12 protein-coding genes are annotated in these 16046 nt (G+C 52.9%); 4 read left to right on the top strand and 8 right to left on the bottom strand.

Going from position 1 to position 16046, the window contains the following annotated elements; all coding sequences use genetic code 11:
- Nucleotides 1-32: 32 nt before the first annotated feature.
- The 8 genes from DQX05_RS23690 to ytxC form a co-directional block, all read right to left on the bottom strand.
- Complete coding sequence (locus tag DQX05_RS23690) at nt 33-1004, bottom strand: LCP family protein (RefSeq protein WP_119795843.1); 972 nt, start codon at nt 1002-1004, stop codon at nt 33-35.
- Nucleotides 991-1533 (bottom strand): FG-GAP repeat domain-containing protein, encoded by a 543-nt coding sequence (locus DQX05_RS23685; RefSeq protein ID WP_119795842.1) that lies wholly within the window; start codon nt 1531-1533, stop codon nt 991-993. Before DQX05_RS23685 ends, DQX05_RS23690 begins: the two co-directional genes overlap by 14 nt.
- 76 nt (nt 1534-1609) lie before the next feature.
- Complete coding sequence (locus DQX05_RS23680; protein WP_119795841.1) at nt 1610-3004, bottom strand: sensor histidine kinase; 1395 nt, start codon at nt 3002-3004, stop codon at nt 1610-1612.
- A 4-nt stretch (nt 3005-3008) separates the two neighbouring features.
- Nucleotides 3009-3713 carry a response regulator transcription factor gene (locus tag DQX05_RS23675; RefSeq protein ID WP_119795840.1) on the bottom strand — a complete coding sequence of 235 codons (705 nt, stop codon included), beginning with the start codon at nt 3711-3713 and terminating at the stop codon, nt 3009-3011.
- 298 nt (nt 3714-4011) lie between these two features.
- Nucleotides 4012-5472 (bottom strand): ammonium transporter, encoded by a 1461-nt coding sequence (locus DQX05_RS23670; protein WP_119795839.1) that lies wholly within the window; start codon nt 5470-5472, stop codon nt 4012-4014.
- Nucleotides 5473-5697: 225 nt separating this feature from the next.
- Nucleotides 5698-7914, bottom strand: coding sequence for a M1 family metallopeptidase (locus tag DQX05_RS23665; protein WP_259392195.1), 2217 nt, complete (start codon nt 7912-7914; stop codon nt 5698-5700).
- Nucleotides 7915-8228: 314 nt separating this feature from the next.
- Entirely contained in the window at nt 8229-10184 is a 1956-nt protein-coding gene (gene thrS, locus DQX05_RS23660; protein WP_119795837.1) for a threonine--tRNA ligase, read from the bottom strand.
- 488 nt (nt 10185-10672) lie between these two features.
- Entirely contained in the window at nt 10673-11590 is a 918-nt protein-coding gene (gene ytxC / locus DQX05_RS23655) for a putative sporulation protein YtxC (protein ID WP_119795836.1), read from the bottom strand.
- Between the two features lie 371 nt (nt 11591-11961).
- Here ytxC and DQX05_RS23650 point away from each other — a divergent pair, with 371 nt between their 5' ends.
- The 4 genes from DQX05_RS23650 (at nt 11962) to DQX05_RS23635 (ending at nt 16045) form a co-directional block, all read left to right on the top strand.
- Entirely contained in the window at nt 11962-12639 is a 678-nt protein-coding gene (locus DQX05_RS23650) for a response regulator transcription factor (protein ID WP_119795835.1), read from the top strand.
- A gap of 34 nt (nt 12640-12673) precedes the next feature.
- Nucleotides 12674-14113: a sensor histidine kinase gene (locus tag DQX05_RS23645; RefSeq protein WP_119795834.1), complete on the top strand. Its 1440-nt coding sequence runs from the start codon at nt 12674-12676 to the stop codon at nt 14111-14113.
- 73 nt (nt 14114-14186) lie between these two features.
- Complete coding sequence (locus tag DQX05_RS23640; RefSeq protein ID WP_119795833.1) at nt 14187-15005, top strand: DUF3919 family protein; 819 nt, start codon at nt 14187-14189, stop codon at nt 15003-15005.
- A complete protein-coding gene (locus DQX05_RS23635; protein ID WP_119795832.1) occupies nt 15002-16045 on the top strand; it encodes an ABC transporter substrate-binding protein in 1044 nt (347 codons plus the stop codon). The genes DQX05_RS23640 and DQX05_RS23635 overlap by 4 nt, the downstream gene beginning before the upstream one ends.
- The last annotated feature ends 1 nt before the right edge of the window (nt 16046 follow it).

The raw sequence follows: 16046 nt of genomic DNA, 5'->3' as shown, positions 1-16046 counted from the left end.
GGTTAAACTCCTACCGCAGAATCAGGCGCTCGCTATCCCTTTAACTCCGGATTTAACAATTCCGCAGAAGGCACCTCCGGATCGAGCCAATTGTCAATCAGCTCCCGCGCATAGTCGAGATCCTCTTCATTCAGGATCAGATACCAAATATTATCCATGATTTTCCCTTCCCCATCCAATGAATAGCTGTTGAATGAAGGGAGGTTGTCTTTCAATAACATCATCTTCGCCAAGCCAATCATATCGCCGGGCAAAATATCGGTCTCCAGATTGTCGCCGGCAATCTCCAGAAGCTCCGGAAGTTGGCTGATCTTGTCAAGCTGTACCATTCGCTTCATGAGAGCTTGCAAAAAGATACGGTTGCGCTCCATCCGGTTCATATCCGAGTCTTCGCGATAACGAACATAGTTCAATGCTTCCAGTCCGGTATAGATCGGCTTGTTCGCTTCGATCAGGAATTTGTCATGATACTGGCTGCGATTCTGGATGTTTTCCGTGATCGGCAATTCGACGCCGTCCAGCGCATCGACGACATCCCTGAATCCTTTGAAGTTGATGGCGGCGTAATGATTGACCGGATACTGGAGCAGCTGTTCCACGCTCTCCACGCTCATTTTGGCGCCTCCGAAGGCATAGGCATGGGCGATCTTGTCTTGCTTGTCCTTGCCGACGATCTCTGCGTATGAATCCCTCGGGATGGACAGGAGCAGAATCCGGTTATCCTTCGGCCTCACGACAGTATAGAGCATCGAATCGGAGCGCCCGACCTCCTTGTCGCGCTGATCGATTCCGAGCAGCAGCAGCGAGAACGGATCATCATTAATACCTATCATATCCTTCGTGTCATAAAGCGGTTTGTATGTCCGATCCAGTGATTTCTCCACCTTATCCGACAGGAACATATCGAAGGCGAATACGGCTAGCTGCTTGCGAAATAGAAAGCCCCCGATAAGCACAAGGCCTGCAGCAAGCACAATAATCGCCCATTTTTTATTGAATTTCATCGTCCATCTCTCCCAAACTCATTTGGCCGCGGTATGCTGCTTTTCTCCACAGTTCGATGCCATCGTCTTTCCACACATAGACATCCATGCCCTTTTCTCCGCCGCCCAGAGCCCAGCCAAGCACAATATCCGGATAGCCGTCCTGATTAAGATCGGCGAGCCCTGCATAATCCAGGCCGTGGCCGAACCCCTTCGTATCCCACACGACCCGCCATTCTTCATCCTCCCGCTTCAGCAAGGCCGCCTTCTGCACCTTCTCGTCTTCAATATTCGCTTCATATACGACGACGACCTCATCGTTGCCGTCCCCATCCACATCCCCGACCGAGATGCCGTTGCCCTCCCTACCGAGAGCCGGAATCAACAATCTGGAGAAGCCCGGAAGATCGCTTAACACAAGGCCGCTGCGCTGATGGGGTTCGGGTTGTGGAGGCTGAACCAGATCAGCCGGAGCGGAAGGTATGCTGCATCCGCCTATCCACAGCAAGGAAGCCGCTGCGAGCGCTCCCCATCTCCGTATGTCTCTCATTGCATCCCCTTCTCTGCCTGTCTTCCACTCTAGTGTATTGGTTCATAACCAAGAATAGGTTATGAAAAGGTTAAAATTAGGTCATCTGCCGCCGTGGAAGGAACACCTGAACCTTCGTTCCCCGTCCCGGCCCGCTCTCTACCTTCAGATCCCCGCCATGCAGCTTGACGATCTCGTGGCAGATGGACAAGCCCAGTCCGCTTCCGGCTCCGCTGTTGTTTCCTTTATAAAATTTTTGCAGGACGTTCCCTATATCCTCCTCAGATATTCCCGCCCCGGTATCCTCAACCGTAAGAACAACGTATTCCTTGAGCGCGTCTGCACTCATCGTGACGTTCCCGCCCGGCGGTGTGAACTTCATCGCATTATCCAACAGATTGATAAGCACCTGCTTCAAGCGATTGGCATCTGCATCGATGACAGGCACGGCATCTCCCGCCCTGACTTCCAGCTCGAGCCCCAGTCTGGAGGCTCTAGGGGCCATCTGTCTTCCGACATGCCGCAGCAGCTCCGGAAGCTGTACCGGGCCGCGGGACAGCGTGATTTTTCCATTCGCCAGCTTGGAGAAGTCGAGCAATTCATCGACCAGATTGGTCAATCTGTCGCTTTCCGATTCAATCACATCCAATCCCTCTTCCAACAACTCCTTGCTGTCGCCGTTAACTGACTTCAACGTCACCGCCCATCCTTTAATGGACGTTAACGGGGTTCGAATCTCATGGGATACCGAGGAAATGAATTCATTTTTGAGCTGATCGCTTCGCTGCAACCGGGAGGCCATTGTATTTAACGTGTCTGCCAAGGCCCCCAATTCGTCCTTGTACCGCTTTCCTGCTCTTGCCGAGAGATCGCCCTCCGCCATCTGATCCGCAGCCAGCTTCAGCTCCTGAATCGATCCGGTAATCGTCCGCGACAGGAATAGGCTGACTAGGGCCACAATCGCGACGACAAGCAGGCCAGCCGCAATACATAAGGCAGCAATCCAGCGGATGGTGGCAATCGTGCTTGTCAAGGAGGCCACATATCTGACGACCCCCACCGTCTCGCCGTCCGTCACCAATGGGTAGGATACCGCCAGCAAGGACTCGCCGGAGAAGGCTGATGTCCCCCGCCAGATGCCCATCGCTCCGTCCCGGGCCTGCCGGACATCCGGATAATCAATCCTGCTTCCGATGGCCTCGACGTTGACATTATCCTGAAGCAGCTGTCCTGAGGCATCAATGATTTGCACCTGTGCCGTCGTATTTTGGGAAAATCCCCGCAGCAGCCGCTCCGATTGCTCAGCCACATCCTGCCCCGAGAAATATTGCTGAAAAAAAGCGGCCGAAATTTGCGCTTGATTCACCAGAATGCGCCTGACGCTGTAATGGTAATAGTAATCCACGGTCGCGATCAGGAACACTTCCAATATCGAGACCGTAATAAGGATGACCGCCAAGTAGCTGCCTACTAATCTTTGTCGGATTCCCAAAATGTCATTCGTCCTTTCTCCAGCGGTACCCGGTTCCCCATACGGTCTCAATCCGCTGCGGCTTCGAGCAATCGTCTTCGAGCTTCTCTCTTAACTTCCGAACATGCACATCTACCGTCTTCGGATCGCCGACGAAGTCCTCTCCCCAGACCAGGTTCAACAGCTCGTCCCGGGATAAAGCTTTATCGGGATGCTCCATAAATACTTTTACCATTAGATATTCCTTTGGCGTCAAACTGATCACATCATCCTGCTTGAACAGTCTGTTCGCATCCAGGTCGAGCCGGAACGGGCCGGATTCCACGATTTGTCGCGCAGGTGCGGCGGCTTGCCGGGTTCGGCGCAGCACGGTGCGGATTCTGGCGACAAGCTCCAGCGGATTGAACGGCTTGACGATATAGTCGTCGGCGCCGAGTTCAAGGCCCTTGATCTTGTCCAGATCTTGTCCACGTGCCGTGAGAAAAATAATGACAATATCAGGATCCATCTCTCTCATCCGCTCGCATACGGTAAAGCCATCGATATCAGGGAGCATAATGTCCAGCACCACCGCATTAGGGCGGGTTGCCGCAAATCGATGCAGCGCCGCCTCTCCTTGCGCCGCCTCCACCACCTGGAACCCGTTCCGTTCCAAATTAATCGTGACAAACCGTCTAATATTATCATCGTCTTCAACGACGAGCACTTGATTGCTGCAGGAAGTATTCATTGCTGCCTCCTTCACTCCCCTTCATGAATCGATAAGGGAGAATCATTAACATCTAACAGGCTGCCAGCGCGCACAGCACCGGTGTCCGCCGGGCCGGCAAGCAGACTGCGCGTCCATTTCCAGCTTTGCGCTGTATCTTCTATTATAACGGGTGAAGGGACGGTTCCGCGATGCCCCCCCTTTTTCCAGCGCGCTGCAGCAGGCCTCGACCAGATCGGATGAACGGCAAAAAGCCCGAGAAGCCACCCGCGTTCAAGACGCAGACCGCTTCTCGGATCTTTCCTTCCAGACCGCATTCCTATCTTCTCAGAACAACCGGCTTCGCTGGCGAATGGCCGATCGGCTGAGTCATCGGGGAGCTTGGCGGGAGATTATGCTGCGAATCGTCAAGCTGGCCCATCTGCTCCGGGTAGCCGTATTCGCCATGCTCGCTCAGATCGAGACCTATCACTTCCTGCTCCTCTCGTACTCTCAGGCCCGAGAACTGCTTGATGGCATACAACAGGACATAGGAAGCGAGGAAGGCAAACGCGCCGGCTGCCGCGATTCCGTAGGCTTGAACCCCCAACTGGTGGAAGCTGCCGGTATCGAGAAGACCTCCGGTTCCGACGCCCACCTTGGCCGCCAGCTCCGTCGTCGCGAAAATTCCGTTCGAGAGCGTGCCCCAGATTCCGGCCATCCCATGGACGGACAATGCGTAAATCGGGTCGTCAATGCGCAGCTTATCGAACAGCTTCGCACTGTAAAAGACCAGTACCCCGGCGACAAGACCGATAAGCACCGCCGCCCATGGTTCCACAAAAGCGCAAGAGGCGGTAATGGCCACCAACCCGGCCAGCATGCCGTTCAATATCGTCGGAATGTCCGCTTTGCCATTCACGATCCAGCAGATCGCGAGCGCCGCTATCGCGCCGGCGCCGGCACCCAATTGCGTATTCATCGCAACGTAACCGAAGAAGCCGTCATCTACAGCCAACGTGCTGCCCGCATTGAAGCCGAACCATCCGATCCAGAGAATAAGCACGCCAAGCGTAGTGTAGACCTGATTATGCCCCTTCATCTCCCCGGAAGCTCCCTGGCCGGCAAATCTCCCGAGCCGCGGCTTGAGCAGCAGGGTCGCCGCCAACGCCGCCATCGCGCCCGTCAAGTGAACGACGGTCGAGCCGGCGAAATCCTGCTTCCCATGCTCCGCCAGCCAGCCGCCGCCCCAGATCCAGTGCGCCACGACCGGATAAATGACAGCCGTGAACAAGACGGTGAACACCACATAGACAGACAGCTTCGCCCGCTCCGCGAAGCCCCCCCATGCAATCGACAGCGCTACGGCCGCGAAGGCGAACTGGAAGGTGAAGAATACGAACGGGGGCAGGCCGTCAGCACTCTGCGGGTTGAAGAAGAAGTCCCCCCAGCCGATAAATCCGTTGCCGCCGCTGCCGAAAATAAGGCCATAGCCGACAGCCCAATAGACCAGTGAGCATAAGCCGACCGTGAACACCGTCTTGCCTGCGATATGGCCCGCATTCTTCATGCGGGTCGATCCCGACTCCAGCAGAATGAATCCCGCCTGCATGAAGAAGACCAGCACGGCCGACAGCATGACCCAGAGCGCATTCATCCCCGTGTTCAGCATCTCGGCGGACGGACCGTCCGCTGCCGAGGCCGGAACCGGTATGGTTAATCCCCAGCCGATCCCGAAAAGCGCAGCCATTGTCCATCGTCCCCATCGAATCGTGTTGCGTCTTGATTGGATGCTCTCCATAATCTCCACTCCCTTTATTGTGTCAGATAATATAACACAAATTTGATTTATTAGTGGTGATTATAGGGGTCAGATCGCCTTATTTCAATGGGTTTTCAAGATAATGTATATTTTTCTGCAATTAATGTAAATGAATCTAACGCAAATACTTCACTTCCTATGTCAGGTTTATAGTAAAAAACCGCAGAGGATATATCCCCCACGGTATGGATGCCGATTTCGATGTTACTGGAATACTTGGGAAATCGGATTTTCAGTAAACTTCTCTTTATAGATCGTGCCGTCCTGCTTGAATACTTTATACTGTTGGAAATTCTGCGTCGGGAACAGCGTACTGAAGCCAGCCATTGGCAAAAATGCCTCTGCCGCCTTGTCATTAACATGATCATCCGTCCAGAAATAATGCACCACGAGCCGGTTCTTGTTGTACGGATGAACCGTGCCGTAAGCGCCATAGAGACCGTGCTTGCCCATGACTTCCTTCCACGGGAAGCCGGATTGCGCCGATTTCACGACGAGCTGAGGCTTCATCGCTTGCACGAATGCGTTCTTCGACGAATTGCCAATCGCGATAACATTGCTCTTTGCCAGCGTCGTCTCCATATTCTTCTTGACCGCCTGCCGCTCCGTCAACACCGTAGCCTTCAAGCCCCACATATCCAGCATATTGAGGAGGCTGTCCTTCACGATCTCCTGCTGCGCCGCGGCTTCCGGGCTTACGGCATCGCTCAGCACGATCGCAAGCGGCTCTCCATGGAGCGTCTTGGACATGATGCGAACCATCGATTCTTGCGGAAGATCCGGATATTGCCCAAGTATGCCGTCGTACAATTGGGTCATCGTCGTCCGGTTGAAGTTCGCCTTCTCCGCTTCGGTCAACCGGAATTCAGGCTTGAGCTCAAAATTCGGCTTGTTCAAATTATCATCCATCCGCTGGCGAATCTCGCTCCCGAACTGATCCTCTACCGTCTGCAGCAGCCCTTCCACCGTCGCGTTCCGGTAAGCGTAGCGATCATAATACGCCTTCATGAACGCATCGAACTTGGCTTGTCCCACCGTACGGTACAGCTCATAGATGGCCAGACGGCCTTTTTTGTAAAATACGGCATCTGGAGAGTCGCCCACATTGTCATTCGTAGAATTAATCGTTTCTTCCAGTGGAAATTCATCCATCCGCACGCCGTCGAAGCCGCTCATCTTATTGCCCTGCTCTTCATAGAAATAGGCCATGGCGAAGTCGGCAAAGCCTTCATCAAGGAACGATTCATGCTCTGAATCATTGCCGATAATGGAATGGAACCATTGATGCGCAATCTCGTGCACGAAGGCTGTCTTACTTTCCGGATCGTCCTGCGCACTAACCAGCCCCATCTGAATGAGTCTGGAGAATTCAACAGCGACGCCCTCAACATGGGATTCCACAATGCGGAATTCCGGATAATCGTAAGGACCGAACTTCTCACTGAAGAAGGTAATCGCCTTGAACGCCTGATCGATATATTGATTAATGATGTCCGTCTTCTTTGGATCATTGTCGTCATTGTAATAATAATATTCCACGGTCAAGCCGTTTACCGTTTTGCTCGCCTTGTGGTACTTGGGACTGGCGAAGAAGACCAGTTCCCGGGTGTTGTCCGCCTGGGCCGTAACTGTTTTGCGTCCAGGCTCTGCCGCCGCTTCGGACAACTGGCCCGGCATCGCCACTTGAAGCTTATCCGGAACATTCAGGCTGACGCGATAATCGGCCGTATCGTAATAATCGGATTCGAACGTCTTGCTGTACGGCTTCTTCGCCCAAGTATGCGTCTTCCCGTCATAGACCGACATGACCGGGAACCAATGCGCGCCGTTCACAATGTCTTTGTAATAGGACAGCCGCTGCATGCCGAACGGAATTTTCGTCTTGAATTCCAGCTCCAGCGTGACCGCTTCCCCTTCCTTCAACGCCTTCGCCAACGGAACCGTCAGCGCCTGATTTTCGTTCTTGAAGTCGAGCTCCCGTCCGGTGCTCGCATCCTTCACGCTAATCATGTCAATTCCGCCAAGGAAGTCCTCCGGCTTCTTATCGGGATTATCCTTCGCAATCTGCTCATTGTTCCGTTCGAACATGCTCGGCTGGGTCTCCTTCGATCGGTTCGCATCGGCGAACAGGCGGAAGACGACATCATGAAGCTCGTCGGATGACGTATTGCGGTAGGTTACCTTCTGCTTGCCAGTAATCGTCATCTTCTCGGTGTCCAGCTTCGCCTGAATATCATATTGAACCTGCGCGGCGGCTTCGCGCTTTGTCTGTCCCGCTGCAGAAGCATTCTGAGCCGCGCCCGGCTTGGCGCTCTCCTGGGCATAGGCAGTGCCTGTCCCAGCCAGAGGAGCCGCCAGCATCGTGAAGCCCATCGCTGCCGCCAAGGTCGTATGCAGCAGTTGGCGTCCTGTCATTTTCATCAATATCCCCACTCCTTTTATCCTTGCTGGTAAGTCTTGCTGTTACTCCTATTGTAACGGAGACAAGGAGCGGCGTGCCAGTGATTTCCCTTATCGAAAACTTACAAACTTGTCAGCTGGACGTCCACAGCATGGGGGATTCCCCTTCTTCTGCTCATCGCCCGCCCCCGTCATCCTTCACCAAAAAAAGACGCCTGTCAGCGACAGACGTCTTGTATGGCGGCTTAGCCCGAGCGGCGTTCCATCCAACGGCTTCAGTTTGACATTTCCATTCCACTTCAGCTTCGACAGCACACCGGCATGCTAAGCGAATATTACTCCTTCGGCTCCGCGATATGGCGTGTCCGAATCTCTTCCTGCATCAGCCCGATAAGCTCCGCGAGCGGCTTCATGCCCAGATCGCCTTCTCCGCGCTTGCGGACGGAGACGGCGCCTTCATTCTTCTCATTCTCGCCGACGACGAGCATGTAAGGCATTTTCTCCAGCTGCGCTTCACGGATTTTGTAGCCGAGCTTCTCGTTCCGCACATCGGCTTCGGCGCGAATGCCCGCATCCAGCAGCTTCTCGGTTACTTCCTTGGCATACGCCTCATACGTCGGCGATACCGGAAGCACCTTGGCCTGGACCGGCGACAGCCAGAGCGGCAGCGCGCCGGCGAAGTTCTCCAGCAGGAACGCCGTCATGCGCTCCATCGTGCTGATGATGCCGCGGTGAATGACGACCGGGCGATGCTTCTGCCCGTCATCTCCGACATATTCAAGCTGGAAGCGCTCCGGCAGCAGGAAGTCCAGCTGCGCGGTACCCAACGTCTCTTCCTTACCGAGCGCCGTCTTGATCTGTACGTCGACCTTCGGACCGTAGAATGCGGCTTCCCCTTCGGCCTCGAAGAACGGAAGGCCCAGCTCCTCGACCACTTCGCGGAGCATACGCTGGGACATTTCCCACATCTCATCGTCCGGGAAATACTTCTCGGTATCCTGCGGATCCCGATAGGACAAGCGGAAGCGGTACTCCTTGATGCCGAAATCCTCATATACTTTGCGCAGCAGCGTAATGACGCGTGCGAACTCTTCCTTGATCTGATCCGGACGGCAGAAAATATGAGCGTCGTTCAACGTCATCGCTCGCACGCGATGGAGCCCCGTCAAGGCGCCGGACATCTCGTAGCGGTGCATCATGCCGAGCTCCGCAATCCGGACCGGCAAGTCGCGGTAGCTGCGCATCTCGCTCTTGTACACCATCATATGATGCGGGCAGTTCATCGGACGAAGCACGAGCTCCTCATTGTCCAATTCCATCTTCGGGAACATATCTTCCTGGTAGTGTTCCCAGTGGCCCGACGTCTTGTACAGCTCGACGTTGGCCAACACCGGCGTATAGACGTGGCTGTAGCCGAGGCGCTCTTCCATATCGACGATATAGCGCTCCAGCGTGCGGCGCAGCGTCGCCCCGTTCGGCAGCCAGATCGGCAGCCCCTGGCCGACTTCGCGGGAGAAGGTGAACATTTTCAGTTCCTTGCCCAGCTTGCGGTGATCCCGTTTTTTCGCTTCCTCCAGGAAATGCAAGTATTCATCCAACTGCGCCTTCTTCGGGAAGGCAGTGCCGTAAATCCGCTGCAGCATCTGGTTGTCCGAATTGCCTCGCCAATAAGCGCCAGCAAGGCTGAGCAGCTTGAATACCTTGATTTTGCCGGTCGAAGGAACATGCGGGCCGCGGCACAGATCGAAGAACTCGCCCTGATCATAGATCGTGATCACCGAATCCTCCGGCAGATCGCGAATCAGATCCAGCTTCAGCTCGTCGCCCATCTCCTCATAGATCGCCAACGCCTCTTCCCGGGAGACGACGCGGCGTGTAATCGGCAGATTTTCCCCGATAATCCGTGTCATTTCCTTCTCGATCTTCGGCAGATCCTCCGGCGTCAACGAAATATCGAGATCGATATCATAATAAAATCCGTCCTCAATGACCGGACCGATGCCTAGCTTCACATTCGCATCCTTGTAGAGCCGCTTAATCGCCTGGGCCATCAGATGGGCGGTGCTGTGGCGCATCACTTCCAGCCCTTCCTCCGAATCCGCCGTTACGATCGCCACCTCGGCGTCATGCTCAATCGGCGTCGCCAGATCGACCATTTTGCCGTCCAATTTACCTGCCAGCGCGTTCTTCTTCAAGCCGCTGCTGATGGAACCGGCGACTTCCTCCAATGTTGTGCCCTGCGCATACTCCCGTACGGAGCCGTCGGGCAGAGTTACTTTGACCATAGACATGATGCTGGACCTCCTCATTTCAGCTGTTGTGCTGCGATATCGATATATGCGACATCCGTGCGGCCACCGCGAGCCCGCGAATAACAAAAAACACCCGTCCCTGGCAAGGGACGAGTGTTCAAATACGCAGTTAACCCGTGGTTCCACCCTCATTCAACCGGCAGCGTCCGCACGCTCGTATCACCGCATAACGGTTCCCTGCGATCGGTCTGTCCGGTTCTTGAGCATTCGGTAACGGGAATGATTCGTTGAGCGATACTGTTCGAAGAGCCGCATGTCCGGCTTCCGGGGTTCCCGCCCAATGCTCCGAAGGGGTCAATCGGCGCGGCCACCGAAGGGACTTGCAGCCAAGGTCCCTCTCTCTGGGCGGTTCCATCTCGCCATTGTTGTCTTCGTCACAGCATGTTGCATCGCGACTGATATCGCATTTTTGATTATGCCATATTATATGGCATTTTCGGCGGGAGGTCAAGCTGGAGCCCTGCCATTCAAAAATCAGGCGCCGTCTCCTGCTTCTGCCAGAGCATCGATTGACAGGCGTTGCAGCGGACACAGACATGGACCCGCGATTCGAAAATTTGCTGAATCGTCTTGATGACCTGCGAATCCGGCTCCCGGGTATGAATGACGATATTTTGCGGAGAGACATTGATGAGCGTGCTCACAATCATGTCCTCCATCTCCATATCGCAATCGACCATTTCCACGATCATGCCGTCCATGACATGCTTCGGCTCCAACGGCTGCAGCTCCTCATTCAGCAAGGTAAAATCATGGCCTCCGCTATGCATCAGATGCGCCAGCGGCACCTTCGTTTCCTGAATATAGACAAAATATTTCAACAGCGCGATAAATTCCTGGTATTGCCGTTCGAGCACAAATTCATCCACGGCATAATCAACGACTTCCTGGAGCTCGGCCATATAAGGCTGAAGCCGGAAACGGATGAAGCCGTCCAGATGAAGGGAAGCATGCTCCTCCAAATAACCGCGGATAGCCCGCATCACCTTCTTTTTCCGGCGCCGGCGCGCTTCCTGTCCACCGGTATCGTCACCGCCGCTCAATAACAGCAGACAGTAATCCTCGATTTTGACGCATTCTTCCGGCTCATAGCTCGTATACTTCTGAATCAAGGCGCGCAGAAGCTGCTCTTCTTTGGCGGACAAAATAAATTCGGCCAAGGCGCGGGCACTTCGATTCCACACTTCGGCGCCATGACGCGCCAGTTGAAATTCCGGCAGCACTCCGCTGCATGCAATGGAGCTCAGCTGTTCACCGAACGTGACATCCAATTGGACAATCGTCTGTTCTTTATGTAAATCACCCAGCTCCTGCTGCAGCAATTTGCTTACAGACAAAACCTCTTCCTGTGACGCATTCGGAAGCGTTAACGTGAACAGTTCCATACGCCCACTCCTTTCTGTTCCTTATTCAGTATATGGGGCTTAAGAAACAGATATACGAAGCGGGTTCTGGAAATGAAGGCGAACCGGACAAGCCATGGGCCGGCACGTCAGACAAGCTGGCTTGGCATAGCGAAATGAGGTGTTGCATATATGGCCATACGTATGGTGATTGGTGTGGTCATATGTCCGTGCGGTGAGACGTGCATTCCCCACCAATTGCCAATCAACATTGTATACGCGACAATAATACGATATAAATGAAGCATTTCATGTACAGTTATGGGTATGTCCGTATAATAAGAAGGAGCGGCCTTTTGCCAGGCTGCTTTTTTGTGCGAGTAATGATAACTACACCCTAGAAGGAGGACGCGATGAATATTCTAGTTGTCGATGACGAGCAGAGCATCTTGAACCTCATCCGTCTCAATCTCGAGATTGAAGGCTACACGGTATGCACGGCCGCAAGCGGCCAAGCCGCGCACGAACAATGGCAGGCGCAACAGATAGATTTGATTATTCTTGATGTGATGCTTCCCGATACAGATGGGTATCAATTGCTACGCGAGTTCCGCAGCAGCAACTCAGACGTTCCCATCATCATGCTTACCGCCAAAGGACAAATAAACGACAAACTGCTGGGACTGCAATTAGGCGCGGATGATTACCTCGTCAAGCCGTTCCACAGCACGGAGCTGCTGCTCCGAATCAAGGTGATCGAAAGACGGATGAAAAAACAAGAGCAGACGAACTCCGGATCCAGCATCATGCATTGCGGACCTTTTCAAGTCGATCCGGCAAAGCGCGCGATAGTTGTGAACGGACAGGAAATTACGCTAACGTATCGGGAGTATGAGTTGCTTCTGCTGTTATTATCCAATAAGCAGCGCATCTTCACTCGCGATGATCTCCTTATGAAGGTGTGGAAGCTTGATTATCCGGAAAATACAAGAGCTGTCGATATTATGATACAGCGCCTCCGCAAAAAGCTAGGAAAAGAAGGAGAGCGAATCAAAACCATTTACGGCGTCGGATACAAAATAGATTGTTGATTTGCACGGCCATTTTGAACAAGGTGGACAACCCATGACTTTACAGAAACGCTTTCACTTGGCACTTCTTGCCCTATTCATTCCTGTCATGCTTTTTCTCTATATCGTGCTTGATATTTCTTTGCAGAATAATGTTTATCACTCCGCGGTCAATTCGCTGCAAAAGCTAAGCATAGAAGCTCAGATCTACACGATCAATTATGTGGAACGCGAACAAAAAGGAAAACCAGACGTCACGCTTCACAAAGGCGCGCCGCTCATTGCCTCATATCTGTCCAAGCGCATGGGCGTTCGTGTTCAGCTCATTAACGCGCATCATCTCGTCCTAGCCGATACCGAGCGAGGAGCGCTGTCTTATGTGAATCAGGATATGGAACAAGCGATGCTCGGCAATAAGTCCTATATGATTCAAAAGGCCTCTCCTTCTCCATTGCTGCTGTTCTCTAGCCCAATCTACGTCGACAATCAAGTCATCGGATTAATTCGATTCCTCCAGCCCTTGGAGGATGAATCGCAGCTGCTCAAGCGAATGAAGATCACCTTCGCGGTTGCTTGCTTGCTTATTCTCGCTGCCGCCGGGTTGATTGCGAATCGCTTCGCCAAGTCGCTGAGCCAACCGATCGAGCAGCTTCGGGATATGGCGAAGAAGCTTGCCAACGGCCATTACGGCAGCCGTATCGAACTAAGCGGTTATGAGGAAATAAGTCAGCTGGCGCATTCCTTGCATGCAATGGCCGATGCAATCGAGTTGCACATCAAGCAGCTAAGCCGGGAGAAGGACAAGCAGCGCGATTTCCTGGATCGAGTCACTCATGAGCTGAAGACGCCTCTGACCGCGATTATGGGATATTCGAACCTAATTCCACGTCTGAAGGATCCGAAGGATGTTCAAGAAAGCCTGCGCCATATTTCCGTGGAAAGCGAGCGCATGCTTACACTTGTCGAGGAACTGCTCAGCCAATCCAAGTATGGAGACAGCCCGTTCTCGGTATCTCCTACCATATGCGATATCGCGGCGATTGCGGGCGAAGCCGTCTATATCATGCAGCCACGACTCGACAAATATCAGATTCGGCTGCACAACGATGTAGTAACTACGATGGTTGTCGCAGATCCGGATAAGACGAAGCAGATTTTCCTAAACCTGCTCGACAACGCAATCAAATATAGCGATGCATCCGAGCTAGTGATTCAACAGACATCAAGCGATGATGCAGAGCGAATTACGATCCGGGACGATGGAATCGGCATAAGCCGTTCACTCATTGCACGGTTCGAAAACTCTTCATCGGACACAGCCCTTACATCGGACGCAGGCAATGGCTTCGGATTGCTCATATGCAAGCAGCTGATGGCCCTGCAGGGAGGAGAAATGTCCATACAATCCGAGGATGGGATCGGAACGACGATCACGCTCCAATTCCGCTCACCGGCAGCATTGGATACTCATCCTCTGCCAACGTGCTCGAAATAATACATTTATGAAACAATTACGAAGAGATTATGAAATGATGATTGTTTATGCTGAGCAAGGAGAGTAATGCAGAATGAACAAACTTATATGGAGTGCCTTTCTTTTTACGGGAATCATTCTTTTGCTGTCTTTTGCCGGCTTCTTCCTGAATGAGCAGGTCTATCAGAAGGTCGGCATTATCAACGATAAGCATGAAGTATTGCGAAAAGTAAGCGATTCCCTTCCTGTGCAAGCAACAATTTCTCATCAGAAATGGGGATCTTTGCATGTCAATGACGAGGTAAGTCTGCACGCGTTCGTATCCTATGTGGATCGGATCAAGCAGGAGTATGAACCGAGGCTGTCTACTGATACCGACAGTGAACAGGCCCTTCTCTCGGGACGCATCCAATATTTGAACGGAAGCGAGCAGACCTTTGAGCTTGGCAGCACCTTTACCCTAGGCAAGTGGTCTTACGGCCCTGGACATGAGACTCCTCTGCTGTCTGCCCTGGAGACTCAGCTGCAAAGTCTTTATTACACGCCCGAGCATTTCGCACAATTCATACGAACTGCAAAGGGGCTCACTTTCCGCTCTGACGGCGTACAAGGAAATTTGCCTGATCATGAAAAGGGTTACTTGGTGTCCAGCATTCAACAAGCATTGGAAATCAAAGATCTGGTCGAAATTAAGCAATTGTTGCTCCGCAAGCAGAAGCCGCTCGGCTCTATTACTGCATACAAGGAGGACAAGGAGCTGAAAAATGACCGCAGCAATATCCTGCATATTGTCGTGTATTCCGACTATGTCGTCATGCAGTATATGGGCGATGACAACGGAAATTCGATCTATTTGCAGGCAGGCTTGGAGAAGCTGCTTCATGGAAAGAACGCAAAGGCGGATATAAGATGACACGATTACTCTACCTTTTACTATTCGTCTGTCTAGTTGCGCAGGCAGGCTGTTCCAATGATCATCATGCCATTACTGTGGATGAGCAAGGCGTGCCCGACATGAAAGGGCGCCATCTGGTTGTATACGTGGCCGCTCGTGAAGAAGTCGGCAGTGCACTACTGTCCTCCTTCTGTCAGCAAACAGAATGTACGTACGAATACATCCGGCTGTCGACAGAGGAGATATTGCGCCGCGTGTCTCAAGAATCAACGAAGCCGCAAGCGGATCTCGTCATTGGCGGAACGATCGATGCGCACATGACGATGAAGGAAGAGGATCTATCCTCCCCGATTCGGAGCGCAAATATGGATCTTATCCCTTTCCCGTTCAAGGATGAGGATGGATATTGGGCTGGTTACGAAGTTGAGCAGTTATCCATTGCCGTTAATCGCGAACGCTGGAATCAAGAATTTGCGCCGCTCGGGTTGAAGTTCCCTAACACGTGGGAAGACCTGCTTGATCCTGCATATCGCGGCAAGCTCGTCATGCCAGATCCGAATTATTCAGGAACCGCGTACACGTTTATCGCCTCGCTATACGATGCATGGGGCGAGCAGAGAACTTCCGATTATTTGCGACAGTTGAACCGCAATATCGGTCTGCTTACTGTAAACGGCTTCATGCCGGCACAATACGTCAGCTCGGGCGAGTATGCAATCGGTATCAACTTTCTGGGAGATCAGCGCAAGCTCCGCGAGTCCGGGTTCGATATCGTGAGCAGCGTTCCGATAAATACGAGCCTATTCGTCAATGGCATTTCGAAAATCCGGAACGCGCCCAATGAGGCCGCTGCAGACTGGTTCATCAATTACAGCTTGTCTCAAGAGGCTGCTGCTGTCTTGGAACGAGTGTCTTACGGCACTCCGACCGTTCACGAGAACAAGCAGGATGCAGCGAATTCTGCTGTATTACCTGTACACAGTTCCATGCGTAGGCATGAACAAATCCTAGACCTTTGGAACAGATTGCGTGCGGACAAAAAAGGTCAAGGAGAATGAA

It is taken from the genome of Paenibacillus thiaminolyticus (genome assembly GCF_003591545.1).
Taxonomy (GTDB): domain Bacteria; phylum Bacillota; class Bacilli; order Paenibacillales; family Paenibacillaceae; genus Paenibacillus_B; species Paenibacillus_B thiaminolyticus_A.
Note: the sequence above shows the minus strand (reverse complement) of the source record. Positions and strands in the feature narration are given on the sequence as shown.

What these genes read in the sequence shown, in the direction of transcription:
- DQX05_RS23665 (WP_259392195.1), bottom strand. Translation starts at nt 7,914, where the DNA reads ATGAAAATGACAGGACGCCAACTGCTGCATACGACCTTGGCGGCAGCG.
- ytxC (WP_119795836.1), bottom strand. Translation starts at nt 11,590, where the DNA reads ATGGAACTGTTCACGTTAACGCTTCCGAATGCGTCACAGGAAGAGGTT.
- DQX05_RS23635 (WP_119795832.1), top strand. Translation starts at nt 15,002, where the DNA reads ATGACACGATTACTCTACCTTTTACTATTCGTCTGTCTAGTTGCGCAG.
- DQX05_RS23640 (WP_119795833.1), top strand. Translation starts at nt 14,187, where the DNA reads ATGAACAAACTTATATGGAGTGCCTTTCTTTTTACGGGAATCATTCTT.
- DQX05_RS23650 (WP_119795835.1), top strand. Translation starts at nt 11,962, where the DNA reads ATGAATATTCTAGTTGTCGATGACGAGCAGAGCATCTTGAACCTCATC.
- DQX05_RS23685 (WP_119795842.1), bottom strand. Translation starts at nt 1,533, where the DNA reads ATGAGAGACATACGGAGATGGGGAGCGCTCGCAGCGGCTTCCTTGCTG.
- DQX05_RS23670 (WP_119795839.1), bottom strand. Translation starts at nt 5,472, where the DNA reads ATGGAGAGCATCCAATCAAGACGCAACACGATTCGATGGGGACGATGG.
- DQX05_RS23690 (WP_119795843.1), bottom strand. Translation starts at nt 1,004, where the DNA reads ATGAAATTCAATAAAAAATGGGCGATTATTGTGCTTGCTGCAGGCCTT.
- DQX05_RS23645 (WP_119795834.1), top strand. Translation starts at nt 12,674, where the DNA reads ATGACTTTACAGAAACGCTTTCACTTGGCACTTCTTGCCCTATTCATT.
- DQX05_RS23675 (WP_119795840.1), bottom strand. Translation starts at nt 3,713, where the DNA reads ATGAATACTTCCTGCAGCAATCAAGTGCTCGTCGTTGAAGACGATGAT.
- thrS (WP_119795837.1), bottom strand. Translation starts at nt 10,184, where the DNA reads ATGTCTATGGTCAAAGTAACTCTGCCCGACGGCTCCGTACGGGAGTAT.